The organism is Pseudomonas sp. B6(2017) (genome assembly GCF_002112765.1).
In the GTDB taxonomy this organism is placed as follows: Bacteria; Pseudomonadota; Gammaproteobacteria; order Pseudomonadales; family Pseudomonadaceae; genus Aquipseudomonas; species Aquipseudomonas piscis.
Map to the genome: position 1 here is coordinate 64,926 of NZ_NEIQ01000006.1, position 24,602 is coordinate 89,527.

24 protein-coding genes and 1 riboswitch are annotated in these 24,602 nt (G+C 66.3%); of the genes, 15 read left to right on the plus strand and 9 right to left on the minus strand.

Translation table 11 applies throughout. From position 1 onward, the window contains the following. Positions 1-82 precede the first annotated feature (82 nt). Complete coding sequence (locus CAG11_RS11515; RefSeq protein WP_085596407.1) at positions 83-661, plus strand: hypothetical protein; 579 nt, start codon at positions 83-85, stop codon at positions 659-661. A 7-nt stretch (positions 662-668) separates the two neighbouring features. Here CAG11_RS11515 and CAG11_RS11520 read toward each other — a convergent pair whose 3' ends face one another. From CAG11_RS11520 to CAG11_RS11540, 5 genes are all read right to left on the minus strand, one after another. Beyond that, a complete protein-coding gene (locus CAG11_RS11520; protein WP_085596408.1) occupies positions 669-1,385 on the minus strand; it encodes an alpha/beta hydrolase in 717 nt (238 codons plus the stop codon). Positions 1,386-1,499: 114 nt separating this feature from the next. Continuing rightward, positions 1,500-1,907 carry a hypothetical protein gene (locus CAG11_RS11525; RefSeq protein ID WP_085596409.1) on the minus strand — a complete coding sequence of 136 codons (408 nt, stop codon included), beginning with the start codon at positions 1,905-1,907 and terminating at the stop codon, positions 1,500-1,502. Between the two features lie 87 nt (positions 1,908-1,994). Beyond that, positions 1,995-3,107: a succinylglutamate desuccinylase/aspartoacylase family protein gene (locus CAG11_RS11530; RefSeq protein ID WP_053138046.1), complete on the minus strand. Its 1,113-nt coding sequence runs from the start codon at positions 3,105-3,107 to the stop codon at positions 1,995-1,997. A 97-nt stretch (positions 3,108-3,204) separates the two neighbouring features. After that, positions 3,205-3,984, minus strand: a complete 780-nt coding sequence (locus tag CAG11_RS11535) for an ABC transporter substrate-binding protein (RefSeq protein WP_085596410.1) — start codon at positions 3,982-3,984, stop codon at positions 3,205-3,207. Positions 3,985-4,253: 269 nt separating this feature from the next. Further along, positions 4,254-4,688, minus strand: coding sequence for a rhodanese-like domain-containing protein (locus CAG11_RS11540; RefSeq protein WP_085596411.1), 435 nt, complete (start codon positions 4,686-4,688; stop codon positions 4,254-4,256). Between the two features lie 101 nt (positions 4,689-4,789). Here CAG11_RS11540 and ftrA point away from each other — a divergent pair, with 101 nt between their 5' ends. Continuing rightward, complete coding sequence (gene ftrA, locus CAG11_RS11545) at positions 4,790-5,776, plus strand: transcriptional regulator FtrA (protein WP_085596412.1); 987 nt, start codon at positions 4,790-4,792, stop codon at positions 5,774-5,776. Between the two features lie 44 nt (positions 5,777-5,820). Here the strand turns inward: ftrA and cobF are convergent, their stop codons facing one another. Together cobF and CAG11_RS11555 are read right to left on the minus strand one after the other, a co-directional pair. Further along, entirely contained in the window at positions 5,821-6,582 is a 762-nt protein-coding gene (cobF, locus tag CAG11_RS11550; protein ID WP_085596413.1) for a precorrin-6A synthase (deacetylating), read from the minus strand. 77 nt (positions 6,583-6,659) lie between these two features. After that, positions 6,660-7,223 carry a histidine phosphatase family protein gene (locus tag CAG11_RS11555; RefSeq protein WP_085596660.1) on the minus strand — a complete coding sequence of 188 codons (564 nt, stop codon included), beginning with the start codon at positions 7,221-7,223 and terminating at the stop codon, positions 6,660-6,662. A 308-nt stretch (positions 7,224-7,531) separates the two neighbouring features. On the opposite strand from CAG11_RS11555, the gene CAG11_RS11560 reads away from it, so the two are divergent. The 10 genes from CAG11_RS11560 to CAG11_RS11605 all read left to right on the plus strand — a co-directional run bounded on the left by CAG11_RS11560 (position 7,532) and on the right by CAG11_RS11605 (position 19,131). Next, positions 7,532-8,386, plus strand: coding sequence for a MurR/RpiR family transcriptional regulator (locus CAG11_RS11560; protein ID WP_085596414.1), 855 nt, complete (start codon positions 7,532-7,534; stop codon positions 8,384-8,386). A gap of 2 nt (positions 8,387-8,388) precedes the next feature. Beyond that, complete coding sequence (locus CAG11_RS11565) at positions 8,389-9,033, plus strand: isochorismatase family cysteine hydrolase (protein WP_085596415.1); 645 nt, start codon at positions 8,389-8,391, stop codon at positions 9,031-9,033. Next, complete coding sequence (locus CAG11_RS11570; RefSeq protein WP_085596416.1) at positions 9,030-10,385, plus strand: glutamine synthetase family protein; 1,356 nt, start codon at positions 9,030-9,032, stop codon at positions 10,383-10,385. Before CAG11_RS11565 ends, CAG11_RS11570 begins: the two co-directional genes overlap by 4 nt. Further along, the gene (locus CAG11_RS11575) at positions 10,369-11,121 is read left to right on the plus strand and encodes an N-formylglutamate amidohydrolase (protein WP_085596417.1); all 753 of its coding nucleotides are present in this window, start codon (positions 10,369-10,371) and stop codon (positions 11,119-11,121) included. The genes CAG11_RS11570 and CAG11_RS11575 overlap by 17 nt, the downstream gene beginning before the upstream one ends. A gap of 181 nt (positions 11,122-11,302) precedes the next feature. Then, a complete protein-coding gene (locus tag CAG11_RS11580) occupies positions 11,303-12,652 on the plus strand; it encodes an APC family permease (RefSeq protein WP_085596418.1) in 1,350 nt (449 codons plus the stop codon). 169 nt (positions 12,653-12,821) lie between these two features. Continuing rightward, on the plus strand, positions 12,822-13,838 hold the full coding sequence (locus tag CAG11_RS11585) for an arginine N-succinyltransferase (RefSeq protein WP_085596419.1): 1,017 nt from the start codon (positions 12,822-12,824) through the stop codon (positions 13,836-13,838). A 43-nt stretch (positions 13,839-13,881) separates the two neighbouring features. Next, the gene (locus CAG11_RS11590; protein ID WP_085596420.1) at positions 13,882-14,949 is read left to right on the plus strand and encodes an arginine N-succinyltransferase; all 1,068 of its coding nucleotides are present in this window, start codon (positions 13,882-13,884) and stop codon (positions 14,947-14,949) included. A 221-nt stretch (positions 14,950-15,170) separates the two neighbouring features. Then, positions 15,171-15,373: riboswitch (cobalamin riboswitch) on the plus strand. 152 nt (positions 15,374-15,525) lie between these two features. Then, on the plus strand, positions 15,526-17,445 hold the full coding sequence (locus tag CAG11_RS11595) for a TonB-dependent siderophore receptor (RefSeq protein WP_256578568.1): 1,920 nt from the start codon (positions 15,526-15,528) through the stop codon (positions 17,443-17,445). Positions 17,446-17,456: 11 nt separating this feature from the next. Next, positions 17,457-18,209, plus strand: a complete 753-nt coding sequence (locus CAG11_RS11600) for a ferredoxin (RefSeq protein WP_085596422.1) — start codon at positions 17,457-17,459, stop codon at positions 18,207-18,209. Continuing rightward, a complete protein-coding gene (locus CAG11_RS11605; RefSeq protein ID WP_085596423.1) occupies positions 18,202-19,131 on the plus strand; it encodes an ABC transporter substrate-binding protein in 930 nt (309 codons plus the stop codon). Before CAG11_RS11600 ends, CAG11_RS11605 begins: the two co-directional genes overlap by 8 nt. A gap of 141 nt (positions 19,132-19,272) precedes the next feature. Here CAG11_RS11605 and CAG11_RS11610 read toward each other — a convergent pair whose 3' ends face one another. Beyond that, complete coding sequence (locus CAG11_RS11610; RefSeq protein ID WP_256578561.1) at positions 19,273-20,346, minus strand: diguanylate cyclase; 1,074 nt, start codon at positions 20,344-20,346, stop codon at positions 19,273-19,275. A gap of 350 nt (positions 20,347-20,696) precedes the next feature. On the opposite strand from CAG11_RS11610, the gene CAG11_RS11615 reads away from it, so the two are divergent. Both CAG11_RS11615 and CAG11_RS11620 read left to right on the plus strand, forming a co-directional pair. Further along, positions 20,697-22,091 (plus strand): VOC family protein, encoded by a 1,395-nt coding sequence (locus tag CAG11_RS11615; protein WP_085596425.1) that lies wholly within the window; start codon positions 20,697-20,699, stop codon positions 22,089-22,091. Positions 22,092-22,180: 89 nt separating this feature from the next. Further along, on the plus strand, positions 22,181-23,587 hold the full coding sequence (locus CAG11_RS11620; protein WP_085596426.1) for an FAD-binding oxidoreductase: 1,407 nt from the start codon (positions 22,181-22,183) through the stop codon (positions 23,585-23,587). 11 nt (positions 23,588-23,598) lie between these two features. Here the strand turns inward: CAG11_RS11620 and CAG11_RS11625 are convergent, their stop codons facing one another. Further along, a complete protein-coding gene (locus tag CAG11_RS11625; protein WP_256578562.1) occupies positions 23,599-23,988 on the minus strand; it encodes a hypothetical protein in 390 nt (129 codons plus the stop codon). A gap of 140 nt (positions 23,989-24,128) precedes the next feature. Here CAG11_RS11625 and CAG11_RS11630 point away from each other — a divergent pair, with 140 nt between their 5' ends. Then, positions 24,129-24,515 (plus strand): hypothetical protein, encoded by a 387-nt coding sequence (locus tag CAG11_RS11630; protein WP_085596428.1) that lies wholly within the window; start codon positions 24,129-24,131, stop codon positions 24,513-24,515. The last annotated feature ends 87 nt before the right edge of the window (positions 24,516-24,602 follow it).

Sequence of the window (24,602 nt, forward strand, 5' to 3'; positions counted from 1 at the left end):
CAATGAAAGAAATCCCTCTGGAGCCGGCTGCCACGGGCGTGGGATGATGCGCGCCTTCCATCCAGATGCCCGGAGATCGTGCATGTCATCCCTAGCTAGAAAAGCCCTGGTCCTGGTGTTCGCCGCCGTGGCGGGCCTTGGTGCGTTGAACGCCGTGGCCGCCGGCAAATCCACCGCTCGCCAGGCCACGGGCGAAAAAGTCACGCTGCTCGACGGCAAGCTGGCCTTCAGCCTGCCCAAGGGCTTCAGCGCCGCGACCCTGCCGGTGGGTGACGACGCCAAGGGCACCGGCGGCGCCAGCGGCACCCTGTACGCCAATGACACGACCCGCACCGTGGTGATCGCGGCGCAGAACCGCATTCCCAACGGGGCCCAGGTCAAGGACAACGACAGCGCCTTTCTCGATGACGCGACCGCCGGCTTCCTGGTCCAGCAGTCCCAGGCACTGCCGGACTTCAAGAAACAGGCGCAAAGAAGCCTCACCCTCAAGGGTCTCGGCGTGCGCCAGATCGACAGCACCGCCACCCAGGGTGGCGGCCTGACCTTGAACTCGACCCTGATCGCCGGCTCCGGTACGCACATGGCGGTGATCCAGGTGATCTCCCGGGCCGCCGACAAAGCCGGGCATGCGGCCTTGATGAAGCAGATCCTCGGCCAATGACCCTGGTTCAGGGGGCGAGTGCGCGCAGCCAGCGATCCAGGTCCTGGATCTCCACTTCGCTGATGCTGTGGCCCATCCCCGGATAGGCATGGAACTGCGGTTCCAGGGCCAGCCCGCGCAATAGCCGGTTGGCCTCCACGCCGTCGCTGTAGGGCAAGCGCTGGTCGCTGGTGCCATGGCCGATGAAGATCCCCAGGCGCTGCAACCCTGGCTCGCTCCTGAGCTGCGAGGCCAGCAGCGGCAGGATCTTCCCGCTCAAGGCGGCAATCCCGCGCACCGCTTGCGGATGCCGCAAGCCCACTTCATAAGCCATTGCCGCCCCCTGGCTGAAGCCCACCAGCACCACCTTGCCAGGCTCGGTGTGATACTTGGCCGCCGCCGCACGGACGAAGCGGCCGATCAACTCGCCACTGCTGGCCAGGTCTTCGCTGACGCCGTCATAGGCGCCCTGTCCCTGGCGCCGGAACCACTGGAAGCTATCTGCGTCCAGGGTCTGCGGCGCGCGCACCGACAGGTAGGTGTAGGTCGCCGGCAAGCGCTCATGCAGCCCGAACAGGTCGGCCTCGTTGCTGCCGTAGCCGTGCAGGAAGATCACCAGCGGCTGGTCGCGGGTCTCTGCCGGCGCCTGCTCCAGGTAGCGCAGCGGCAAGTCGTCGTGCAGCAGGGTATCGGCGTGGACAAAGGGCGCGGCTAATAGGGCCAGTAGCGCCAGGCAACGGATCATGGATGGCTCCTTGGGTGGGGAAAATCGACGGCCAGAGCCTAGCACTGTGGGCCTGGCTGGAGCAGCAGCCGCCAGAGCCCGTCACCATGACCACCCTGGGCAGCTCGCGCCAATTCAGCCGGGCAAGCGCTGGCATCTCGCTTGCCCGGTGCCGGCCAGCCCCCGCCAGGCCAGCGGCGCAAGCAACAGCACCAGCAGCAGGAACGCCACCTGGGACAAGTAGAAAGACGCCAGCCACTGGTGGTGGGCAGCGACATAGAAGCTGTTGTGCAGGACGTCCGCCAGCATGATCACCAGGGTCAACCCCAGCCCCCAGCGTGGGCGCCGCCACAACAGCAGCACGGCCAGCGGGTCCAATAGCGTCAGCGAACCCCAGAACGCCCGGCTGGCCAGGGGCGTAGCGACGCCATAGGCGTAATCCCAGAGCAGGCCATGGGTAAAGGCGGCATGCAGGTGGTTGAACGTCGCCGCCAGCAGGCACAGGGCGAACAACCAGCGGATGCACAGGGACAATCGGAACAAGGCTTGAGCCCCATGGGCCGCAAGGCGGCCGGGTGGTGAAAGGCCCACTGCAAGCTCGGCAACGGGCGGTTCGCGGTGTGTAACGGGTCAGTCGTTGACCAGCTTGCCATGGCGCATGGGTTCGCGGCCGGCGACCTTGGCCAGCCAGATCCCCGGTTGGGTGTAGCGTCCTCGATCCAGGGCGAACAGCACGCCGCTGGTGCCGGCCCGGACGATGCTGGCCTGGTCGCTCAACGGATCCACCACCTCGAACAAGGCGTCGCCGCGCTCGACCCACTCCCCGGCTTCACGCAGGAAACTGACCACGCCATGGTGCGGGGCGAACAGATACTCGGTACCGTCGAACGACATGCCCTCGCAGCATTCCTGCGGCGCCGCCGGCCAGTCGCCGTCGATCAGCCCCTGTTCGGCAAGAAAGCCCAGGATGGCTTCACAGTTGGCGCGTGCCTGCTCGACCCGGGTGTCGCCCATGCTGCCCAGCTCCAGGGTGGTGGCCAGGTTGGCCAGGGGGATCGCCGCCCGCGGGAAATCCCGCGCCAGGCGCAGCCAGGGGGCGGAGCAGGACTCATCGAAGGAACTGCCCCCGGAGTCCTCGCACAACAGCGCCACGCCAGCCTTGAGCCGCGCCGCCAGGGACTGCCACTGGGGCCAGTGCTGGGGCAAGGCATACAGGTGGATCGCCGCCTCGAAATCGCAATGCAGGTCGAGGGTGATATCGGCGTCGCAGGCATGGCGCAACAACAAGCGCTGCAGGGCTTCGAGCTGCGACAGCGGGGCTGGCAGCTCGTCCAGCACCTGGAGCATGGTGCGGCGGATCAGGGTCACGTTGGCGGCTGCGTCATCCGCCAACAGCTTGCCGATCCGGTCGCCGACCGGACCGCTGAGCTCGACGAAGGCACGGTTGAAGTTCTTGCCGCTGCCCAGCTCGAAGCGCCCCAGATGGTTGCCCTGCACCTGCTGGTCGAGACCGATGGGATTGGCCACCGGCACCAGTTCCACCGTGCATTGCAGGCGCCCCTGGTCTTCCAGTAGCGCCAGGCGTTGCTTGAGCTCCCAGGCAGTACGCATGCCCGGCAGCTCGTCGGCGTGCAGGCTGGCCTGGATGTAGACCTTGCGCGGGCCGTTGCCGAAGCGAAATACGCTGAGCTGGCGCGAAGTGCCCAGGTGGCCCCAAGGCAGGGCGTGGTCGATGCGTTGCATGCTGGCTCCGGAAAAAAGGCGTGGCGCAGGATAGAACAGCGCGCATAAAAAAGGTGGCGACCGGGAGCCGATCGCCACCTTTTTTCATGCCAGCGGCTTATTCGCCGTAGACGTCGAAAGTGAAGTACTTGTCCTGCACTTCTTTGTACTTGCCATTGGCGCGGATCTCGGTGATGGCGGCATTGAATTTCTCCGCCAGCTCCTTGTCACCCTTGCGCACGGCGATACCGGCACCGCCACCGAAATACTTCGGATCGTTGTACTCAGGACCAACGAAGGCGAAACCCTTGCCGGCCTCGGTTTTCAGGAAACCGTCGTCAAGGTTGACCGAGTCGGCCAGCAGCGCGTCGACGCGACCGGAAACCATGTCCAGGTTGGCTTCCTGCTGCGAGCCGTAGCGCACCAGGTCGATGCCGGCGGGCACCAGCACTTCGGTGGCGAAGCGGTCGTGGGTACTGGCACGCAGTACGCCGACCTTCTTGCCCTTGAGCTCGGTCAGCGGGTCCTTGATGGTGGTGCCGGCCTTCATCACGAAACGAGCCGGGGTGTGGTAGTACTTGATGGTGAAATCGACGTTCTTCTTGCGATCGTCGGTGATGGTCATGGACGACAGGATGGCGTCGATCTTCTTCACCTTCAGCGCCGGAATCAGGCCGTCGAACTCCTGCTCGACCCAGGTGCACTTGGCTTTCATCTGCTCGCACAGGGCGTTGCCCAGGTCCACGTCGAAACCGGCGAGCTTGCCGTCGGGAGTCTTCATCGAGAATGGCGGGTAGCCGGCTTCGATACCGATACGGATCGGCTTGGCCTCGTCGGCCGAAGCGGTGAAGGAAAACAGCGACAGTGCCAGGGCACCGAATAGCACAACTTTGTTCATTTATAGCTCCAGGAGACGGAGGTTTCTTGTTGGCAGAATTCGATCGTGGGCCAATCGAAGTGGCCAGCAGTCTAGAGCGGCACCCTGGATGCAAATTGTGTTCATGCGACAAATACTTATAAAAAACATGCGCCCGCTGCCGGGCGCTTTTGCCTGCGCTGCGCCGTGGTGCACGCGCCCCGGCCAAAGCCGAGACTTGCCCCATGACGGCTCATTTTTGGCGCTCGAAGGCCCTGGGCGGCCAAGGGGTGCCGCCGCGACGACGGCCTTCAACAGGCACAGGGCAAGGTCGGGGTTGGCGCGCCTGGCGCCTGGCTGCTCAGGGCAAAGCCTTCATCCAGCCAGCCGGTGATACCGCCGATCATTTCCTTGACCGGGTACTGCAGGGCCGCGAGCTTTACCGCGGCTTTGTTCGCGCCATTGCAGTGCGGGCCTGCGCAATACACCACGAACAGGCTGTCCCGCGGATAGTGGGCAAGGTGCTCGGCGGTGAGCAGGCGCACGGGAATATTGATCGCTCCCGGCACATGGCCCCGGGCAAAGGCCTCAGGGCCGCGCACGTCCACCAGGATAAAATCCACGGCACCGGCCTGCTGGCTGGAATAGACATCGGAGCAGTCGGTTTCAAAGCTCAGGCGGTTGGAAAAATGCATCAGGGCACGGGCGCACGGGGCGGCGGCGGTGCTGCGGACCAGGCTGGTCATGGGGCTCTCCAGGTATCAGGGTGGCGGTGAGCAGGACTTTATCCGCCCTGCCCCTACGACTACAGTGGCGCCCCAGACAACGACTGGTAACTTTCCGCCAAATGCACAAGCACCCTGGATTGGTGGCGATTCTCGCCTACGACGGCCTTTGCACCTTCGAGTTCGGCATCGCCGTGGAGATTTTCGGCCTGGCCCGGCCGGAGTTCGATTTCCCCTGGTACCGGCAAACCATCGCCGCCGTGGACCCCGGCCCGATGCGTGCCCTGGGCGGGATCCAGGTGCTGGCCGACGGTGGCCTGGAGCTGCTGGAGCAGGCGCGGACCATCATCGTTCCCGGCTGGCGCAGCCGCGAGCAGGCGCCGCCGCCGCGGTTGCTGGAAGCGCTGCGCCAGGCCCACCAACGCGGCGCGCGGCTGCTGTCGATCTGTTCCGGGGTGTTCGTTCTGGCGGCGACCGGGCTGCTGGATGGTTGTAGCGCCACCACTCACTGGCGCTATGCCCGCGAGCTGGCCGAGGGGTTTCCGAATATCCGTGTGGACCCGGATGTACTCTATGTCGATGCCGGGCAACTGATAACTTCCGCCGGCAGCGCCGCCGGTATCGATGCCTGCCTGCACCTGGTGGCCCGGGACTTCGGCACTCAGGTGGCCAACAGCGTTGCCCGGCGCCTGGTGATGTCGCCGCAACGCACCGGCGGCCAGGCGCAGTTCATTCCCGCGCCGGTCAGCCGCACCCCGCGCAGCGACCTCTCGCGGCTCATGCAATGGGCCCGGGAGCGCCTGCATCAACCGTTGAGCGTGAGCGAACTGGCGGCCCAGGCGCTGATGAGCGAACGTACCTTCCTGCGGCGTTTCCACGACGCCACTGGCGCCTCGCCCAAGGCCTGGCTGCAGCATGAACGGCTGGCCCGGGCCAGGGAACTGCTGGAAAGCGGCAGCGAGAATAGCGAAACCATTGCCCTGCGCTGCGGTTATCGCTCGGTGGAGAGCTTTCGCGTGGCTTTTCGCGGCCTAGTGGGCGTACCGCCGTCGGTGTACCGCGAACGCTTCGGCCGCGGCCGGGAAAGCGCCCCGCCACCGCGCCCGTAGGAGCCGGCTTGCCGGCGAAGGGGTCGACGCGAGTCCGGCGGGGCTCAGTCCTCGGGCTTGCGCAGCAGGTAGGTGTCCATGATCCAGCCATGGGCCTGGCGGGCTTCGAGGCGCACCCGGCGGATCTCGTCGGCGACCTCGTCGAGACGCCCGGCAATGAGGATTTCATCCGCCGTGCCCAGGTAGGCGCCCCAGTAGATGTCCAGGTCCTGGTTGCGCAGTTGCCGATAGGAGTCCTCGGCATCGAGCATCACTACCCGGGTGTCGGCATCGCCTCCCTGCCCCGCCGCCAGGCGCCGGCCGGTGGTGATCTCCAGGGAACGGCCGATGCGGTTCAACGGCACCTTGTGCTGCGCGGCCAGGGCCTGGACGCTGGTGATCCCGGGAATCACCTGGTAGTCGAACTGCACCGTGCCGGCGGCCAGGATCCGCTGCAGGATGCGCAAGGTGCTGTCGTACAGCGCCGGGTCGCCCCAGGCCAGGAACGCCCCGGTCTGGCCCTCCTCCAGCTCCTGGTCGATCAGGCGCTCGAAGACTTGCTGCTTCTCGCGGTTCAGGGCCTTGACGCTGGCCTGGTAATCCACCTCGCCACGCTCGCGCTCCGGGGTCTGTGCCTCGACGAAACGATAGGGGCGCTCGGTCAGGTAGCGCTCGCACAACTGGCGGCGCAGGTCTATCAGCGAATCCTTGCTCGGCCCCTTGTCCATCAGGAACACCACGTCGCAGCGGTTCAGCGCCTTGATCGCCTGGATGGTGATGTAGTCGGGGTGGCCGGCGCCGATGCCGATGACCAGGACGGTTTTCATGAAGGGATGCTCCCGCTGCTATGCCAGCGGGCAAGTATGGGCTGCTTTGGCCCCGGGAGAAATGCCGGCGCCGGACCTCAGGGGCGACCATCCAGGCGCAGGCGCCAGCGCCCGGCGTGGCTCAGGTCCAGGCGTGACAGGGGCTCGATATCGATCTGGTTGAAGCTGTGCAGTGGCGCCTGGAGCGCCTCGAGCATGGCGGCGCGCATGACCCAGGGGTGGGTCACCGCCAGCCAGTGCCCGGGCTGCTGCGCCAGTCGCTCCAGCCAGCGGGTCACGCGCTGGCACAGCTCGGCCACCGACTCGCCGCCCGGCGGGGCCTGGTGCGGATCCGCCAGCCAGGCCTGCAGCGCCTGGGGTTGTCGCTCTTGCAGGAAATCGAGGGACAGCCCCTGCCAGTCACCCAGGGCGCAGTCACCCAGGGACGGTTCCACCTGGTAGCTGGGGCTGAACAACGCGGCGGTCTGCCGGGTCCGCAGCTCTGGAGCGCACAGCACCCGGGTACTGCGCTTGAGCTCGGCGGCGCGGGAGGCCGCCTGGGCCTGCCAGTCCATCTCCAGCGGCTCGTCCTGGGGCAAGCGTGCCAATTTCTGGGCGAGGGTACGGGCATGGCAGATCAGGGTCAGACGGGTGGCCTGCACGGGCAGCGCTCCGATGGATTGGCGACCGGGCATCCTACACCCATGGCGCCGCGCGGGTTTAGCCGAAGCGCCGTGGGTGCCGCGCCGGCTGGGCAGCGGCCAGGGTTGCCAGCGAGACGCTCGCCGGGTGAACCCTGCTGTCACCCAGGGCGAGTTCTCATACATGACAGCAGGACGCCGGGCAAAACCCCGTTCCAGAGCATTTGCCCAGCTTCCAAAAATTCACTGGACATGTAGCGTCCATTACATAAATATCGTTTTCGCCATTTTATGAAACAAAAACTACACCCAGCCTACAAGGCGCCCCGATGCCTTCTCTCAGAGACCTGATCACCAACCCCGCCCTCGATCTGACGCCCTCCGAGCGCAAGGTGGTGCGAGCCCTGCTCGACCACTATCCGCGCAACGGCCTGGGGCCCATGTCGCGGCTGGCGGAGCATGCCGGGGTCAGCGACCCGACCATCGTGCGCCTGGTCAAGAAGCTCGGTTTCAGCGGCTACGGCGAGTTCCAGGAAGCACTGCTCAGTGACATGGACGACCGCCTGCGCTCGCCCAGCACCCTGCTCCACCCCAAGGCCCAGGTGGCCCGGGGCGACACTTGGGGGCGCTACCTGGCCGACAGCCAGCGGGCCCTGCAAGACACCCAGGCGCTGACCCAGCCCGAGGACATCCGCGTGCTGACCGACTGGCTGCTGGACAGCCGGCACTCGGTGCATTGCTTCGGCGGACGCTTCAGCAGCTTCCTCGCCCAGTACCTGCTCAACCACCTGCGCCTGATGCGCCCGGGCTGCTTCTTTCTCGAAGACAACGCGCAATTGCCGGACCGTTTGTTCGACGTACAGCGCCAGGACGTGGTGCTGCTGTTCGACTATCGCCGCTACCAGACCCAGGCCCTGCGCGTGGCCAGCGCGGTCAAGGCGCGCAACGCCCGGGTGGTGCTGTTCACCGATATCTACGCGTCGCCGCTGCGCGAACTGGCGGACCTGATCATCAGCGCCCCGGTGGAGTCGCTGTCGCCCTTCGACAGCCTGGTGCCGGCCCTGGCCCAGGTCGAGGCGCTGATCGCCTGCATGACCCCGCGCAGTACCCATCTGGATCAACGCCTGGAGGGCATCGATGCCCTGCGGGCCGAATTCGCCACTCATGTGCTGGAGGAGAAATAAGGATGTTCAGCCTGCCCCATCGTTCGCCACGGGACCTGCCCTTCGTCGTCGACCACACCGCCCTGCTGCTGGTGGACATGCAACGGGCCTGGCTCGAGCCGCAGTTCGACCCGCACCTGCAAGGCCCCGAAGGCGAGGCGTTCCTCAAGCGCGCCCGGGAGCAAGTGATTCCCAACCAGCAGAAGCTCCTGGCCGCGGTGCGCGAGGCTCGGCAGAACGTGCTGCACACCATCATCGAGAGCCTCACCGCCGACGGCCGTGACCGCTCCCTGGACCACAAGCTGTCGGACATGCACTTGCCCAAGGGCAGCCCGCAAGCGGCGATCATCGCCGAGCTCGAGCCGGTGGAAAACGAGATCGTGTTGCCCAAGACGTCGTCCGGGGTCTTCAACTCCACCAACATCGACTACGTGCTGCGCAACCTGGAGACTCGCCACCTGATCGTCGCCGGGATCGTCACCGACCAGTGCGTGGACATGGCCGTGCGCGATGCCGCCGACCGCGGCTACCTGGTGACCCTGGTGGAAGACGCCTGCGCCACCTACAGCGATGCCCGGCACCAGGCCTGCCTCGATGCGATCAAGGGCTACTGCTGGATCACCGACACCGCCACCGTGCTCGGCCGCCTGCGGGAGATCCGCGGATGAGCCGGGGCCAGGACATCGAGGCCCTGAGCCCGGTGGCGATGACCAGCATCGTCACCACCGACCTGATCGGCGTCACGCGCGGACGCTCGTTTCCCAGCGACGAACTGGAGCACTACCGGCTCGGCGGCTGCGGCTGGGTGCCGGCCAACAGCGCGCTGACACCCCAGGACCTGATCGCCGAGGACAATCCCTGGGGCGCCTATGGCGACCTGCGGTTGATTCCCGACCTGGACAGCCGGGTCAGTGTCGGCGCCGGCCCCGATCCCTTCGCCCCGCCGCTGGAGTTCATCCACGCCGATATCCGCGAGACCGATGGCCAGCCCTGGGCAGCCTGCCCGCGCACCCTGCTGCGTAACGAGCTGGAGGCCTACCAGGCCCTGGGCATCCAGGTCATCGCGGCGTTCGAGCATGAGTTCAACCTCGACACCGGCGGCGAGCAGGCCGAACACCTGGCGTTCTCGCTACAGGCCCAGCGCCAGGGCGCGAGCTTCGGCGGCTGGTTGCTGGCGGCATTGCGCGCCGCCGGGGTCGAGCCGGAAATGTTCCTGCCCGAATACGGCAAGCACCAGTACGAGGTCACCTGCCGCCCGACCCAGGGCCTGGCCGCCGCCGACCGGGCGGTTAACGTGCGCGAGATCACCCGCGAGATCGCCCGGCAGTTGGGGCAGCGGGTCAGCTTCGCGCCCAAGACCGCCGAGAACGCGGTGTGCAACGGCGTGCACCTGCACCTGAGTTTGCAGGACCTGGAAGGCACCCCGCTGCTCTACGATCCGCAAGCGGTGAGCGGCGACGACCTTTCGCGCCTGGGCCAGCACTGGGCCGCCGGAGTGCTCAAGCACCTGCCGGCGCTGTGCGCCTTCACCGCGCCAACACCGATTTCCTATGCGCGCCTGCAGCCCCATCACTGGAGCGCCTCCTATGCCTGCCTGGGCCTGCGCAACCGCGAAGCCTCGCTGCGTATCTGCCCCACCGTGACCATCGGCGGCAAGCCTGAAGCGCCGCAATACAACCTGGAGTTCCGCGCCCTGGATGCCACCGCCTCGCCGCACCTGGCCATGGCCGTGGTGCTGATGGCCGGCCGCCTGGGCATCGAGCAACAACTGGCGCTCAATGCGGTGACCGACAAGGTCCCCGATGAACTGAGCGCCGAACAGCGTCGGGCCAGCGGCATCGTGCCGCTGCCCGGCAACCTGCCCCAGGCCCTGGACTGCCTGCGCGAGAACCGCGAGTTGCGACAACTGCTGCCGCAGGCGCTGCTGGATACCTATTTCGCCGTCAAGCAAAAGGAAGTGTCCCTGACCGAGCACCTGAACGCCGCCCAACTCTGTGAGCACTATGGACACCTGTACTAAATCCGCCGAGCTGGGACTCTATACCGAGCCGGCCTATCGCCTGTTCCGGGAAGACTCCGAGCATCCGCTGATCCTGGTGTGCGAGCACGCCAGCCACTACATTCCGCCAGCCCTGAACGACCTGGGACTGGACCCGGTGGCGGCCCGCGAGCATATCGCCTGGGACCCGGGCGCCCTGGAACTGGCCCAGAGCCTGTCCCAGGCCCTGGGCGCGACCCTGATCGCGGCCAACTACTCGCGCTTGCTGGTGGACCTCAACCGGCCACGGCATGCCCCCGACAGCATCCCGTTGCAGAGCGAGATCTACCAGGTGCCGGGCAACCAGCACCTGGACGAAGCGACCCGCGAGTACCGGCGCCAGCAGTTGTTCACGCCATTCCACCAGCGCTTGCAGCGGATCATCGACCGGCGCCTGGCCCAGGGCCGCGAAGTGCGGGTGGTGGGCATCCACAGTTTCACCCCGGTGTACTACGGCCAGCCACGGGACCTGGAAATCGGCGTGCTCTATGGCAACGCCACCGCCTATGCCGCCCGGGTCCTGGAAGGCTTGTGGACCTTGCCGCTGAAAGTGGCCGGCAACCAGCCTTATGAAATCGATCCATTGAGCGATATGACGGTACCGGTGCACGGCGATGCCCGGGGCCTGGAATCGGTGTTGATCGAGGTGCGCAACGACCTGCTGCGCACCCCACAGGCGGTACAGCACTGGAGCGATTGCCTGGCGCCGTTGCTGTAGTGCCTCAAGAGCACCGAGGATCATCCAATAACGCTGTTAGCAGGACTGCAATAACAATCAGAAAAACCGCTGTGGTGTGTCTTTGATCCTGCCAGGTTCAAACACCGGCCCGCGGCCCAAGCGTCAATGACGACGCACGCTGCGGGCTTTGCCCCCTATTGGCTACAAGGAGAAGTGCTTCATGGAGATTGAAGAATTCGGCTACAAGCAGGAGCTCAAGCGCGGGCTGAACCTGCGCGACCTGGTGGTCTACGGGATGATCTTCATGATCCCCATCGCCCCGTTCGGGGTCTACGGCTATGTCAACCAGGAGGCTCCGGGCATGGTGCCCCTGGCCTACATCATCGGCATGGTGGCGATGGTCTTCACCGCCCTGAGCTACGGCGCCATGGCCCGCGCCTTTCCCATCGCCGGTTCGGTGTACTCCTATGCCCAGCGTGGCCTCAACCCCCACGTGGGGTTCCTCGCCGGCTGGCTGATGCTCCTGGACTATCTGCTGATCCCGCCATTGCTCTATGTCTACGCGGCCATGGCGCTCAACCACCTGTACCCGGAAGTGCCCAAGGTCGGCTTCATCCTGGCGTTCCTGGTCAGCGCCACCTTCGTCAACCTGCGGGGCATCACTTTCACCGCACGGATGAACATCCTGTTCCTGCTGGCGCAACTGGTGGTCCTGGGGATCTTCCTGTTCTACGCCTGGAACGCCCTGCACGGCGGCACCGGCCACGGCGAGCTGACCCTGGCGCCGCTCTACAGCCCGGAAAACTTCCACTTCGGCATGCTGATGCAGGGCGTGTCGATCGCGGTGCTGTCGTTCCTGGGGTTCGACGCCATCTCGACCCTGGCCGAAGAGGTCAAGGGCGATCCCGGCCGTAGCGTTGGCCGGGCAGCGTTGATCACCCTGGTGGTGATGGGCGCGATCTTCGTGGTGCAGACCTGGATCGCCACCGACCTGGCAGCGGGCATGGGCTTCAAGTCCGCCGACACCGCCTTCTACGAGATCGCCGAGCTGGCAGCCGGCAGCTGGTTGGCGACCCTCACCGGGGTGGCCACGGCGCTGGCCTGGGGCGTGGCGGTGGCCATCACCTCGCAAGCGGCGGTATCGCGCCTGCTGTTCGGCATGGCCCGCGACGGCAAGCTGCCCAAGGTGCTGGCCAAGGTCCACCCCAAGCACAACACCCCGCACATCAGCATCTACCTGGTAGCGCTGTTGTCGCTGGTGATCTGCTACCTGTTCATCGACTCGGTGGACACCCTCACCTCGCTGGTCAACTTCGGCGCCCTGAGCGGCTTCATGCTGCTGCACATCACCGTGATCAACTTCTACTGGCGCCGGCAGAAGTCCGGCCAGGTGCTGCGCCACCTGGTCTGCCCGTCGATCGGTTTCGTGATCGTCTGCGCCATCATGTACAACATGGGCGTGGACGCGCAGAAACTTGGCGCCATTTGGGTGGTCGCAGGATTGGTATACCTGTTCGTGCTCAACCGGCTGGGCAACGGTGCCGCCCTGCCAGATCCGCTCAAGCAATAGTCAACGCGGCGCGTTGCCCTGCGGGGTGACGCGCCATCCCGGCACGGCCATCAAGAGCAGCCCGGGAATCGGCCGCCGGATGCCACGGCCGGGGACAATGCGTGGTAATCGACAGTGATGTCTGGCTGCCCGGCCCAAAGCCGGCGGCCCTTGATACAGGAGTGCACCCATGCTGGCCTTGCGTCCCGTGGCGTTATCCGATCTGCCCCAACTGCGGCGCCTGGCCCGCGAACGCCTGCTGGGCGTGACCTCGCTGGTGGACGACGAAACCTGCCTGCGGGAAAAGATCCTCGACTCCCTGGCGTCCTTCGCCAAGGCCGAGGCCGGCCAGGGGCCGGAGAACTATTTCTTCGTCCTCGAAGATCCCGCCACCGGCCGGCTGCATGGCTGCTCCGACATCCTGGCCACGGCCGGCTTCAGCGAACCGTTCTACAGCCTGCGCAACCGCCCGTTCATCAGCAGCTCGCGGGAGCTGGACATCCAGCATGGAGTGCCGACCCTGTCGCTGTGCCACGACCTGAGCGAGCAGACCCTGCTGCGCAGCTTCCACATGGACGTCGAGCTGGCCGGCAGCCCCCTGGCGCAACTGACCTCCCGGGCCCGCTTGCTGTTCATCGCCGCCCACCCCCAGCGTTTCGCCGACAGCTGCATCAGCGAAATCGTCGGCTACAGCGACACCGACGGCCAATCACCGTTCTGGGAGGCGGTGGGCCAGCATTTCTTCGACCTGCCCTATGTCGAGGCCGAGCGCCTGTGCGCCCTGCAGGGACGCGGGTTCCTGGTCGAGCTGATGCCCCAGTACCCGATCTACATCCCGATGCTGGCGCAGGCGGCCCAGGACTGCATCGGCCGCATCCATCCCGACGCCCGGGAAGCCTGCGACATCCTGGTGGACGAAGGTTTCGCCCCGACCCAGTACGTCGACCTGTTCGATGCCGGGCCGACCCTGCAGGCGCGCACCAACGAACTGCGCTCGATCATCCAGAGCCGGATCGCCACCAGCTACTTCGCCGCGCAGAGCGGCCGGGGCCGCCCATGGCTGTTGAGCAACGACCGCCTGCAAGGTTTCCGCGCCATCGTCGCGCTGCTCGACGAAGCTCCAGAGGAGCGTATCGGTCTTGGCCAGGAGATGTTCCAGGCCTTGCAACTGGAGCCCGGCGCTGCCGTGCGGAGCATTGCGCTATGACCCCTTATCGACTCGCAACCGTGGCATTGCCAGGAGCCCGTGCATGATCGTGCGCCCGATTCGCGTCTCCGACCTGCCCGCGCTGCTGCGCCTGCTGGGTGGCAGCCAGCGAGAACTGGACAACCTCAGCACCGACCCCGAGCGCCTGGACCATCGGGTGCGCTGGGCCCAACGCACGTTCGCCGGCCAGGTGGAACGCGCCGACGCCGACTACCTGTTCGTGCTGGAAGATGACGAGCAGCAGGTGATCGGCATCTGTGGCTTGAGCGGTGCCATCGGCCTGCGCGAGCCCTGCTACAACTACCGGCTCGGCATCACTCGCGGCAGCGCCCCGGGACTGGGTATCGAGAAACAGATCCCGACCCTGTTCTTGAGCAACGACATGGCCGGGCAATCCCAGCTGTGCTCGCTGTTCCTGCGCCACGACCTGCGCCAGGGCTATACCGGGCGCCTGCTGTCCACGGCGCGCTTGCTGTTCGTCGCCGAGTACCCGGCGCTGTTCGGCGACAAGCTGGTGGTGGAGTTGCGCGGCCAGGTCGACAGCCAAGGTTGCTCGCCGTTCTGGGACAGCCTGGGGCGGCATTTCTTCAAGATGGATTTCCAGCAGGCCAACCGCCTGTCCAGCCATGGCGGCAAGTCCTCCATCGCCGAGCTGATGCCGCGCCAACCGCTCTATACCTGCCTGCTCAGCCCCCAGGCCCAGGCGGCCATCGGCCAGGCCCACGCCAGCACCGAACAGGCGGTGGGCATCCTGCACGACGAAGGTTTCAGCCACCAGGGCTGCATCGATGTGTTCGACGGTGGCCCGCTGATCGAGGCCGAAGTGGCGAAGATCCGCAGCGTGCGTGAAAGCCAGGTCCTGCCGTTGCTGGTGGGCAACCCGGACGAGCAGGCGCCGATGTGGCTGATCCACAACCGGCGCCTGGAGAGCTGCCGCATCACCGCCGCGCCCGGGCGCCTGGTGGCCGGCTGCCTGCTGGTGGACCGCCAGGCCACCAAGCGCCTGCAACTGCAACCCGGTGACTCGGTGCGTGCGGTGCCACTGCTGGCCTGCCCCGCCGATGCCGGTGGCCAGGCCCAGGTACGCACCTCCCCCGCCATTGCCTGGTAACGCCGGGCAAACCCGCTTGGTATAGCCGCTGCCGCAGGCTGCGCACGACCACGCAGCGAGCGCAAACCTTGCGCACTCCACAATCAAGGCCCCGCGGGCCTTGGCACAGCTTCGCAGGCTCAGCAGCGGCTACCGGAGCTGGGCTGGGCGATAACGGCATGACTGCGCAGTGGGCGCAATCGTGTCGGCCACAGGATTGACGAACGGCCGGACGGATGTTCAGATGCCGCCCTGTTTCAGGTGCCTCACGCCGCCGTGCGTGAGGTGAAACGGGAAACCGGTGCGCCCCCAGGGGCAAGTCCGGTGCTGCCCCCGCAACGGTAAGCGAGTGCTGCATTCAACACGCCACTGTACCCAAGGTATGGGAAGGCGAATGCAGCCAGCCTCGCGAGCCCGGAGACCGGCCTGAAGCATCTGTTTGGCAATCCTGCGGTGGGCGGGCATGGGCCGGTGTGGGCGCGTGCGCGTGCCTGCCACCTTCTCCCTGCGTGCTTCCCGAAGATACTTTCGAGAAGACCAAGAATGACAACAACAGACACTTCCCTTGCGCGCGACTGGCGCGCTGCGCGCCGTTCCATGGGCGGCGCCCTGCTCGGCTGCCTGTTCAGCCCCTGGCTGCTGGCGGACGACACCTCCCTGAAGCTCGACCAGCAGTTCGTCTCCGCCCCGTCGGTGGAGTCCACCACCGTGGCCGAGATGGCCAAGTACGGCAGCAAGGTGGGAATCATCGATCGCCAGCAGATCGAACGCGCCGGCCCCAGCAGCGACATCACCCGGGTCCTGCAGATGTACGTGCCGGGCCTCTACGTGGCGCCCAAGAACGGCCCCTTCGACTACGGCACCTATTCGCTGCTGGGTGGGCGCAACGATGACACGCTGATCCTGCTCGATGGCGTGCGCCTGAACAACCGCCTGTACGGCGGCCTGTACCTGGATACCCTGCCAGCCAACGCCATCGAGCGCATCGAAGTGCTCAAGGGCGGGCAGAGCCTGCTGTTCGGCACCCAGGCGGTGTCCGGGGTGATCAACATCGTCACCCGCAGCCCGCAGACCCGCGACGCCTCCGGCGAAGTCAACCTGGGCCTGGACAGCTTCATGGGCAGGAGCGGCGATGCCCGGGCGGAACGCATCGTCGGCAACGGCCTGGGCGATCTCGGCTTGCTGGCCTATGTCAGCCACAACGTCTCCGACGGCTACCAGCCGTTTCGCAACAGCGCCTACAACACCAGCACCCGGGACAAGAAGCGCTCCTATGAGGTGACCACCTTCGGCGCCAAGGCGATCCAGGGGTTCGGCGACGACTCGCGCCTGGAGTTGTTCTACCAGTACACCGACGCCAACCTGGATTTCGCCCGCGCCGCGAACAACAAGAAGACCACCAACGACCGGGTCCAGCAGATCGCCACCGCCACCTTCGAGCAACGCCTGGGCGAACGCTTCAGCTACTTCGTCAAGGGCCATGTCAACGATTGGGACACGCGCTACACCCGTATCAACAGCAACGATGATGGCGGCATCAAGGTCATCAACCACAACGACTACTGGGGCTTCACCGACTGGGGCGTGCAGGCCGAGGGCAAGGCCGAGCTGGACGGCGGCCATGTGCTGGTGTTCGGCACCGACAACCAGTGGTTCAAGGGCCAGGACGACGTACTCAAGATCGACGACAACAAGGCCCAGGCCAACGCCCTGTATACCCAGTTGCGCCCGGTGTTCGAAGCCCTGCCGGACTGGCACCCGAGCATTGGCGTGCGCCACGAGAACATCAGCGGCGGCGAGAGCGCCACGGTGGGCATGCTCACCTCGCTGTACGACCTCACGCCCAACTGGCAATTGCGCGGCCAGTACGGCAATGCCTTCAAGCTGCCCAACGCCGAGCAATTGTTCGCCAACGAGCCCAATGAAAAAGGCAACCGCAACCTCAAGCCGGAAAAGAGCGTCAACGCTGAGTTGGGCCTGGACTACAAGGGCAGCCTGCTGGCCGGTGAATTCAATGCCAGCATCACCGCCTACCGGCGCAAGATCGACGACCTGATTGCCCTGGACAACAAACAATTCGTCAACGGTGACAGCCAGGTCAGGGTCCGGGGCATCGAGGTGGATGGACGCTGGCAGTTCAGCCCGCAATGGAACCTGTCCGCCGACATGACCCGCAACCTGGTCGAATCACGCAACGTGACCCTGAGCAACATCCCCGGGTTCTTCGCCCGCTCGCGCCTGGGCTTCGAATCGCCGGACCGCATGTGGGGCGTGGGCGGCGCGATCCGTTATATCGGCCAGGTCGAGAGTTCGAAGAAAGTGGACTATGGCCATTACTCGGTGGTGGATGCCGACGCTTATCGCTACCTCGATACGGCCCAGCAGCATCGCCTGAGCCTGTTGGTGGAGAACCTGTTCGACCGTGACTACACCACCAGCATGACCAGCGACAGGCCGGCGCTGGACAACCTGGGGCGCCCCTTCACCACCGAAGTGCGCTACACCTACCGTTTCTGAGGCCCACCGACATGCATGAACACTATCAACGGGTGCTGTTCGTCGGTCCCGGCCTGCTGGGCGGCGCCCTCGGCCAGGCCTTCTGCCACGAGCTCGAAGGCCTGCGCCACGACAGCGTCGAGACCCGGGTGATCGATACCCTGGATGGCTTCGACAGTCTCTGGGCTGCCCTGGACGAAACGCTGGCCAAGGCTGGCGCGGCGTTGCTGGTGGTGGACCTGGAGCCCAGCTCCGACAGCGCCTACCTGGACTGGCTGCGCGATGAACTGGGACGCCGCGCCCGTGCCCACTCCCAGGCGCCACGGCTGTGGGTCACCGCCCAGGCCCTGGGTCGCCGGGGGCTGGATGCGGCCCTGGCCTGGGCCAGCATCGCCCAGCGCGAACGCCACCTGCCATGCGACCAGGTCAACCCGGTGGCCAGCGATCCGGACTGGTCGCAGGTGCCGCCCCACGCCCGCCAGGTATTGCTCTGCACCGGCCCGCGCTGCGTCCGGCGTGGCGCCCTGCCCTTGTGGAAGACCCTGCGTCGCGAGCTGCTGCGCCTTGACCTCATGGAGAAGCCCGGAGGCGTGCTGCTGACCCGCACCGCCTGCCAGTTCCCCTGCAACCTGGGACCGGTACTCACCGTGCACCCGGATGGCTGCTGGTACCGGGTCGAGAACGACAGCCAGGTGCTGCAACTGGTGGAGGGGCACCTGTTGGCAGGCGAGCCCGTCGCCCAGTTGCAGATCGCCGCCCCTTATGGAGTACCCACCGATGCCTAGGAAGGCCCGGGCCAGGTGCCTGGCCATCCTGCTGTGGCTGGCCAGTGGGCCGGCCCTGGCCGGCAGCTACGAAAACTGCGGCAAGATCTGGCCCAGCCCCGGCACGCCCCAGCGCATCGTCGCCCTCAACCAGCACAGCGCCGACCTGCTGCTGGCCCTGGGCGCCGGGCCGGCGCTGATCGGCGTCGCCTACCTGGACGACGATGGCCAGGCCATGGCCCAGGGGCACTACCACGGGGTGCCGGTGATCGCCCGCCAATACCCGTCGGCCGAGGTGCTGTACAGCCTCAAGCCCGACCTGGTGGTGGGCGGTTTCGCCTCGGCCTTCCCCGACAACTTCAGCTCCCGCGAGCGCCTGGGCGCCATCGGCGTCGGCAGCTACCTGCTGGAGTCGGCCTGCGTCGGGCATGACGAGGACTACTTCGGGCACATCCGCCGCGACCTGCTGACCCTGGGCCAGTTGTTGGGCACGCAGGAACGGGCACGGCAGTTGATCGCCCAGATGGATACCGATCTCGCCTCGGCCCGGGCCCTGTACCAGGACCAACCCCAGCCCTCGGTGTTCTACCTGGACAGCGAGGTCAACGGCCTGGCCAGCCAGGGCCGGCGGGGTTTTGTCGGGGTATTGCTGCAAGCCGCCGGGGCGCGCAACAGCTTCGCCGCCATCGACCGCCCGCGCCTGGTGGTGGACAGCGAGACCCTGCTGGCCAACAACCCGGAGGTGATGCTGCTGGCCGATGCCCTGTGGTCGCCGGCCGCGCGCAAGCGCCGCCTGCTGCACAGCGATCCGGTGCTGTCACGGCTGCGGGCAGTGCGCGAGCAACGCCTGATCGACATCCCCTTCACCCAGCTGGTCCCCGGTATCGCCAGCGCCCGCACCGCCCTGGAACTGGCCCGGCGCCTGCACCTGCCACAGGATTGAGCGCACAACGACAGCGGCCCTGCCTCGGTGGCCGCTGCCGCAGGCTGCGCACGACCGTGCAGCGAACGCCGGAACGTAGGCGCGACACCATCGCCGCAAGGCCCTGCGGGCCTGGGCGCAGCTGCGCAGGCTCGGTAGCGGCTACAGGGAGTTGAGCAGGTGCCGTTGTGGCGGGTGGCAGCTGACGTTGTCGCGCCCGCAGGTCTTGGCCGCATACAGCGCCTGGTCGGCGTCGTTGAGCCAGCCCATGGCTTCTTCATGCCGGGAGTCGAAGGCGGCCAGGCCGATGCTCAGGCTGACCTGCAAGGCCGGGGTCTGCTCGTAGCCCAGGGCGCCGAAACGCCCGCGCAGGGCTTCCATGAGCTCGGCGGCATGCTCCAGGGGAACGTCCGGCAGGATCACGCAAAACTCGTCGCCACCATAGCGACCGGCCTGGTCGCTGCTGCGCAGGTTCTGGCGCAGCAGCTTGCTCAACTGGCGCAGCACCACGTCGCCGGCCACATGGCCGTAGGTATCGTTGATGGCCTTGAAGTGATCGATATCGATCAGGGCGATGGCGCCGCCATGGTCCTGGCGCTTGCAGCGCTGGAACTCGATCTCCAGCTGGTCCTTCCAGGCGCCGTGGTTGAGCAACCCGGTCAGGCTGTCGGTACGGCTCAAGGCCAATAGCTCACGCTTGTGCCGGGCCAGGGTCACCGCCTGCTGGTAGCAGATGTACCCCAGGACCAGCGGGTACAAGGTCAGCATCGGCAGGCAGGCATACAGCTGCTCGGGCGTGGTCCGGGCACTGAAGGCGACACCGAAGATCCCCAGGCCCAGGCCAATCCCCAGCAACTGTGCCACGCAACCGGCGAGGAAGAACCACACTCCGCCCATGGCGATATTGTTCATGGCCATCATGCCCAGGGTGGTGGCCAGCGGCAGCGGGTTGAACTGCATGGCCGCGACCCAGAAACCGCCCAGCAGCGAATCCACCAGCAAATTGCGGTACTCGGCGCGAAACGGCTGCCGGGCCAGGCGCGCCCACTGGTAGGCCAGGTGTGGCCAGGCGAAGGCGTTGAACAACATGAAGCCCCACACCCAGGGCGCGGGATGCAGCGGCGCCATGCCCTCGAACACGCAGAAGAACCCCAGGGCCAGGCCCAAGGTGCGCGAGCGGTAGAGCCTCCTGGCCAGTGACAATCCCTTTCCTCTGGTGCACTGCGCAGGGGCCAAGTCGCCTCCGTCCAGCGTTGGGAAAGATACAGCGAGCGGATGAGCATCGAGCCACGGCCATCGAGCGACATGGGCACAAAACGCCAGCATGGCACAGGCCCTGTTTTACCAGCCTCGGCGCGAGGTTTCGGGAATATTTGGCTATAACCGCGCCGCGCTCGATAACCATTTCCCTGGCCACGGTGCGCCCTTGCACTCACTCACTGCCAACGCCCGGAGCGGATGCCATGCATTCGTTTGCAGAATGAAGTTCAGAGGAACTTTCGTTTGTCAGCCCTGGCGGCGCTGCGCAGAATCGAGGCCGACCCGCTCCACCCACGCCTCGATCCACAGCCACGGGAACCTTGTCCATGAGCAACCAGCGCTTCGTCAGTCCTGACCTGATCCGCCAGGGATTTTCCCGGGCCATGTCGGATATGTACCGTGAGGAAGTGCCGCTGTACGGCGACCTGATGCAACTGGTGGCCAAGGTCAACGCCCAGGTGCTGGAGCAACAACCGGCCATTGCCCGGCACCTGCGACACACCGGCGAGTTGCAGCGCCTGGACCTGGAGCGCCATGGCGCGATCCGCGTCGGCACCGCCGCCGAACTGGCGACCCTGGCGCGCCTGTTCGCCGTGATGGGCATGCAGCCGGTGGGCTACTACGACCTCACCCCCGCCGGGGTGCCGGTGCATTCCACGGCGTTTCGCGCGGTGCATGAACAGGCCCTGCAGGTCAGCCCGTTCCGGGTCTTCACCTCGCTGCTGCGCCTGGAGCTGATCGACAACCCCGAGCTGCGCGCATTCGCCGAGCAGGTGCTGGCGCGGCGCTCGATCTTCACCCCGAAGGTGCTGGAGCTGATCCATCAGGCCGAGGACCAGGGCGGCCTGGCCGCCGACGCCGCCGAGGACTTCATCCAGCAAGCCCTGGAGACCTTCCGCTGGCACCACCACGCCACGGTCAGCGCCGCCCAGTACGCCAACCTCAGCGCCCAGCATCGGTTGATCGCCGACGTGGTGGCGTTCAAGGGCCCGCATATCAACCACCTGACCCCACGCACCCTGGACATCGACGAAGTACAGCGGCTGATGCCCACGCATGGCATCACTCCCAAGGCGGTGGTCGAGGGCCCGCCGCGCCGCGATTGCCCGATCCTGCTGCGCCAGACCAGCTTCAAGGCCCTGGAGGAAAGCGTCGCCTTCACCGACCAGGCGCACAACCAGGGCAGCCACAGCGCCCGCTTCGGCGAGATCGAACAGCGTGGCGCGGCCCTCACGCCCAAGGGCCGCATGCTCTACGACCGCTTGCTGAACGCGGCCCGCGATGAGCTCGGTGACTTCCCCAGCGAAGCCAATGCCCAGCGCTACAACCAGCTGATGCAGCAGCACTTCGCCCAGTTTCCCGACAGCCACGACGCCATGCGCCAGCAGGGCCTGGCCTATTTCCGTTATTTCGCCAGCGAAGCCGGGCTCGCCGCCCGCACCGAGCCCGGTCGCCCTACCACGGTGCAAGCGCTGCTGGCCGCCGGACACCTGGGCTGCGAGCCCCTGGTGTACGAAGACTTTTTGCCGGTCAGCGCCGCCGGGATCTTCCAGTCCAACCTCGGCGACGACAGCCAGAGCCATTACGCCGGGCGCTCCAACCGCCAGGCATTCGAAACGGCCCTGGGCCGGCCGACCCTCGACGAGTTGCAGCTGTACGCCCAGACCCAGCGGCGCTCCCTGGAGCAGTGTGCCGAAGCCCTGGGCCTGCCCGCCCTGTAAGCGCAAGAATTCATGGCCGGGAAACGGCGGCAAGGCTATCCTGCCGCCATTTGCGCCACCTGCGGGTGGCGTCTTCCAGGGATGGTTCCATGAAATTCAGCACCGGCCTGCTGTTCTGCGCCGCACTGGGCCTGGCCTCGGCCAGCCACGGCGAACAAATCGTCAACGACATCACCCAACTCAATCCCATCGTGGTCGACCAGGTGGCGCAACCTACTCGCCTGGAGCAGATCGTCCAGCTGGTGGCCAATCACCCCGGGCCCATCGCCATCGGTGGCGGCCGCTACAGCATGGGTGGGCAGACCGCCACCGAGCACGCGCTGCAGATCGACATGCGGCGCTTCGACCAGGTCCTGGCGTTCTCCCGCGAGCGCAAGGAAATCACGGTCCAGGCCGGTATCACCTGGCGCGCCCTGCAAACCTTCATCGACCCTTACGACCTCTCCGTGAGCATCATGCAGAGCTACGCCAACTTCACCGTCGGCGGCGCCCTGAGCGTCAACGCCCATGGCCGCTACATCGGCTATGGGCCGCTGGTGAGCTCGGTGAAGTCGATCAAGCTGGTGCTGGCCGACGGCCAGGTGATCGACGCCAGTCCGCAGCACCATGCCGAGCTGTTCTACGGCGCCATCGGCGGCTACGGCGGCCTGGGGGTGATAGCCGAAGCCACCTTGCAGCTGAGCGACAACGTGCGCCTGCTGCGGACCTTCGAAGAAATGCCCCTGGAGCGCTACAACGACTATTTCTTCCAGCACATCGCCAATGATCCCAAGGTGATCCTGCACAACGCCGTGCTCTACCCCAACCAGTACCAGCACCTGCGCGCGGTGTCCTACAGCCAGACCGAGCTGCCGGTGACGGTCGAGGAACGCCTCACGCCCCTGGACCGCAACTACTGGAAGGAACGCCGGGCCATGAAGGTGGTGAGCCAATGGCCCATGGGCAAGTCGATCCGCGAGGAGGTCATCGACCCGCTGGTGTTCAAGCGCCAGCAGGTGGTCTGGCGCAACTACGAGGCCAGCCTCGACGTGCGTGAGCTGGAGCCGGCATCCCGGGCCAGGCGCACCTACGTGTTGCAGGAGTACTTCGTGCCCCCTGGGCAGTTGCAAGGCTTCGTCGAGGAAATGGGCGAGACCCTGCGCAGGCACAAGGTCAATGTGATCAACCTGTCCATCCGCCACGCCAAGGCCGATCCCGGTACGCTGCTGGCCTGGGCCCGGACCGAAGTATTCGCCCTGGTGCTGTACTACCAGCAAGACACCCGCCCGGCCGCCCGCGATGAGGTGCGCCAGTGGACCCGATCCCTGGTGGACAGCGCCATCCGCCACGGCGGCAGCTACTACCTGCCCTACCAGATCCTGGCCACGCCTGAGCAGTTCCATGCGGCCTATCCCCGGGCCAACGAGTTCTTCGCCCTCAAGGCACGGGTCGATCCGCGCAACAAGTTCCGCAACAAGCTGTGGGATGCCTATGCCCCGCAGCGCCCGAGCCAATAACCCTCGGGGCGCTAGCGGGCGGTGGACTTCTGCGAGGCCAGGACCTTGCGCTGTTGCAGATAGATCACCGCATCGCCATCAAAAGCCAGCACCTTGTCGGCGGTCAGCGGGCTGCCGTCGCCATCTTCGTAGCGCACCCAGCCTTCATCCCACAGGTCGCCGCTGGCATGGCGCACCTGGACGAAGAACAGCGGCGGCTCGGCGCGGGTGATCTCGACGAAGTAACCGCCATCGACGGCGCCCTGCCACTGGGCCCCGGGGTGGTTGGCCAGGGCCAGGGGCGGCGTCGGGGCGAACTCCATCTTGGCCAGCATCAGGCCAAGCAGTACCAGCGCCAGCACACCGACCGACATCAAGAAACGTTGCAACCAGATCAATCCCGGATCTCCAATAGCGTCCATGCCCCTGTGGGCTCGGGCAAGGGGCGCATTCTGTTGAACGGGCCTGGCCCGCGCAAGCAAAACCATCGCCGCCTTGCCAGCCTGGCCCGGCTGCGGCAGCCTTGGCGCCAGTCATCTGCCGAGCGACGGAAACCCTGCCCATGCGTATCACCCTCACCGCCTTGTACCCGCATATGCCCGGCGGCCTGTGGGTCGGCTTCAACTGCGCCCTGGGCGAAGGCCGCGGGCGCTGGCCAGGGCCGCTCCCGGTGCTGGCCAGCGTGCACGAAGTGGAAATCAGCCTGGACGATGTGTTCGAGTGCGGGCGCAACCTGCACGCCGCCTCGCGCCAGCAACCCGGCCTGGGCTGGAGCACCGAGGGCTTGCGGGTCTGCGGGCAATTGCTGGGGGTGGATGAGGATGGTGCGGCCGCCCTGGCTATCGGCCAGTCCATCGTCCTGCTGGAGGTACGCGGCGATCCCGGAGTGTGCCCACGGTGGGTCGAGATCGATTCCAGCGATGTGGCGCTGCACCCGCTCATGCTCTGAGCGCCAGGCACAAGACACCAGCGCCATTGGCGAGGATCGAGAAGTGGGTGGGCAGCAAGCAGCTCGCAGGACGCGATGGGGAGGGAG

Coding starts and splice junctions, on each gene's coding strand:
- CAG11_RS11615 (WP_085596425.1), top strand. CDS start 20,697: ATGAGCAACCAGCGCTTCGTCAGTCCTGACCTGATCCGCCAGGGATTT.
- CAG11_RS11580 (WP_085596418.1), top strand. CDS start 11,303: ATGGAGATTGAAGAATTCGGCTACAAGCAGGAGCTCAAGCGCGGGCTG.
- CAG11_RS11535 (WP_085596410.1), bottom strand. CDS start 3,984: ATGAACAAAGTTGTGCTATTCGGTGCCCTGGCACTGTCGCTGTTTTCC.
- CAG11_RS11620 (WP_085596426.1), top strand. CDS start 22,181: ATGAAATTCAGCACCGGCCTGCTGTTCTGCGCCGCACTGGGCCTGGCC.
- CAG11_RS11605 (WP_085596423.1), top strand. CDS start 18,202: ATGCCTAGGAAGGCCCGGGCCAGGTGCCTGGCCATCCTGCTGTGGCTG.
- CAG11_RS11530 (WP_053138046.1), bottom strand. CDS start 3,107: ATGCAACGCATCGACCACGCCCTGCCTTGGGGCCACCTGGGCACTTCG.
- CAG11_RS11570 (WP_085596416.1), top strand. CDS start 9,030: ATGAGCCGGGGCCAGGACATCGAGGCCCTGAGCCCGGTGGCGATGACC.
- CAG11_RS11595 (WP_256578568.1), top strand. CDS start 15,526: ATGGGCGGCGCCCTGCTCGGCTGCCTGTTCAGCCCCTGGCTGCTGGCG.
- CAG11_RS11565 (WP_085596415.1), top strand. CDS start 8,389: ATGTTCAGCCTGCCCCATCGTTCGCCACGGGACCTGCCCTTCGTCGTC.
- CAG11_RS11625 (WP_256578562.1), bottom strand. CDS start 23,988: ATGGACGCTATTGGAGATCCGGGATTGATCTGGTTGCAACGTTTCTTG.
- CAG11_RS11560 (WP_085596414.1), top strand. CDS start 7,532: ATGCCTTCTCTCAGAGACCTGATCACCAACCCCGCCCTCGATCTGACG.
- ftrA (WP_085596412.1), top strand. CDS start 4,790: ATGCACAAGCACCCTGGATTGGTGGCGATTCTCGCCTACGACGGCCTT.
- CAG11_RS11590 (WP_085596420.1), top strand. CDS start 13,882: ATGATCGTGCGCCCGATTCGCGTCTCCGACCTGCCCGCGCTGCTGCGC.
- CAG11_RS11575 (WP_085596417.1), top strand. CDS start 10,369: ATGGACACCTGTACTAAATCCGCCGAGCTGGGACTCTATACCGAGCCG.
- CAG11_RS11585 (WP_085596419.1), top strand. CDS start 12,822: ATGCTGGCCTTGCGTCCCGTGGCGTTATCCGATCTGCCCCAACTGCGG.
- CAG11_RS11600 (WP_085596422.1), top strand. CDS start 17,457: ATGCATGAACACTATCAACGGGTGCTGTTCGTCGGTCCCGGCCTGCTG.
- CAG11_RS11515 (WP_085596407.1), top strand. CDS start 83: ATGTCATCCCTAGCTAGAAAAGCCCTGGTCCTGGTGTTCGCCGCCGTG.
- CAG11_RS11540 (WP_085596411.1), bottom strand. CDS start 4,688: ATGACCAGCCTGGTCCGCAGCACCGCCGCCGCCCCGTGCGCCCGTGCC.
- CAG11_RS11630 (WP_085596428.1), top strand. CDS start 24,129: ATGCGTATCACCCTCACCGCCTTGTACCCGCATATGCCCGGCGGCCTG.
- CAG11_RS11520 (WP_085596408.1), bottom strand. CDS start 1,385: ATGATCCGTTGCCTGGCGCTACTGGCCCTATTAGCCGCGCCCTTTGTC.
- cobF (WP_085596413.1), bottom strand. CDS start 6,582: ATGAAAACCGTCCTGGTCATCGGCATCGGCGCCGGCCACCCCGACTAC.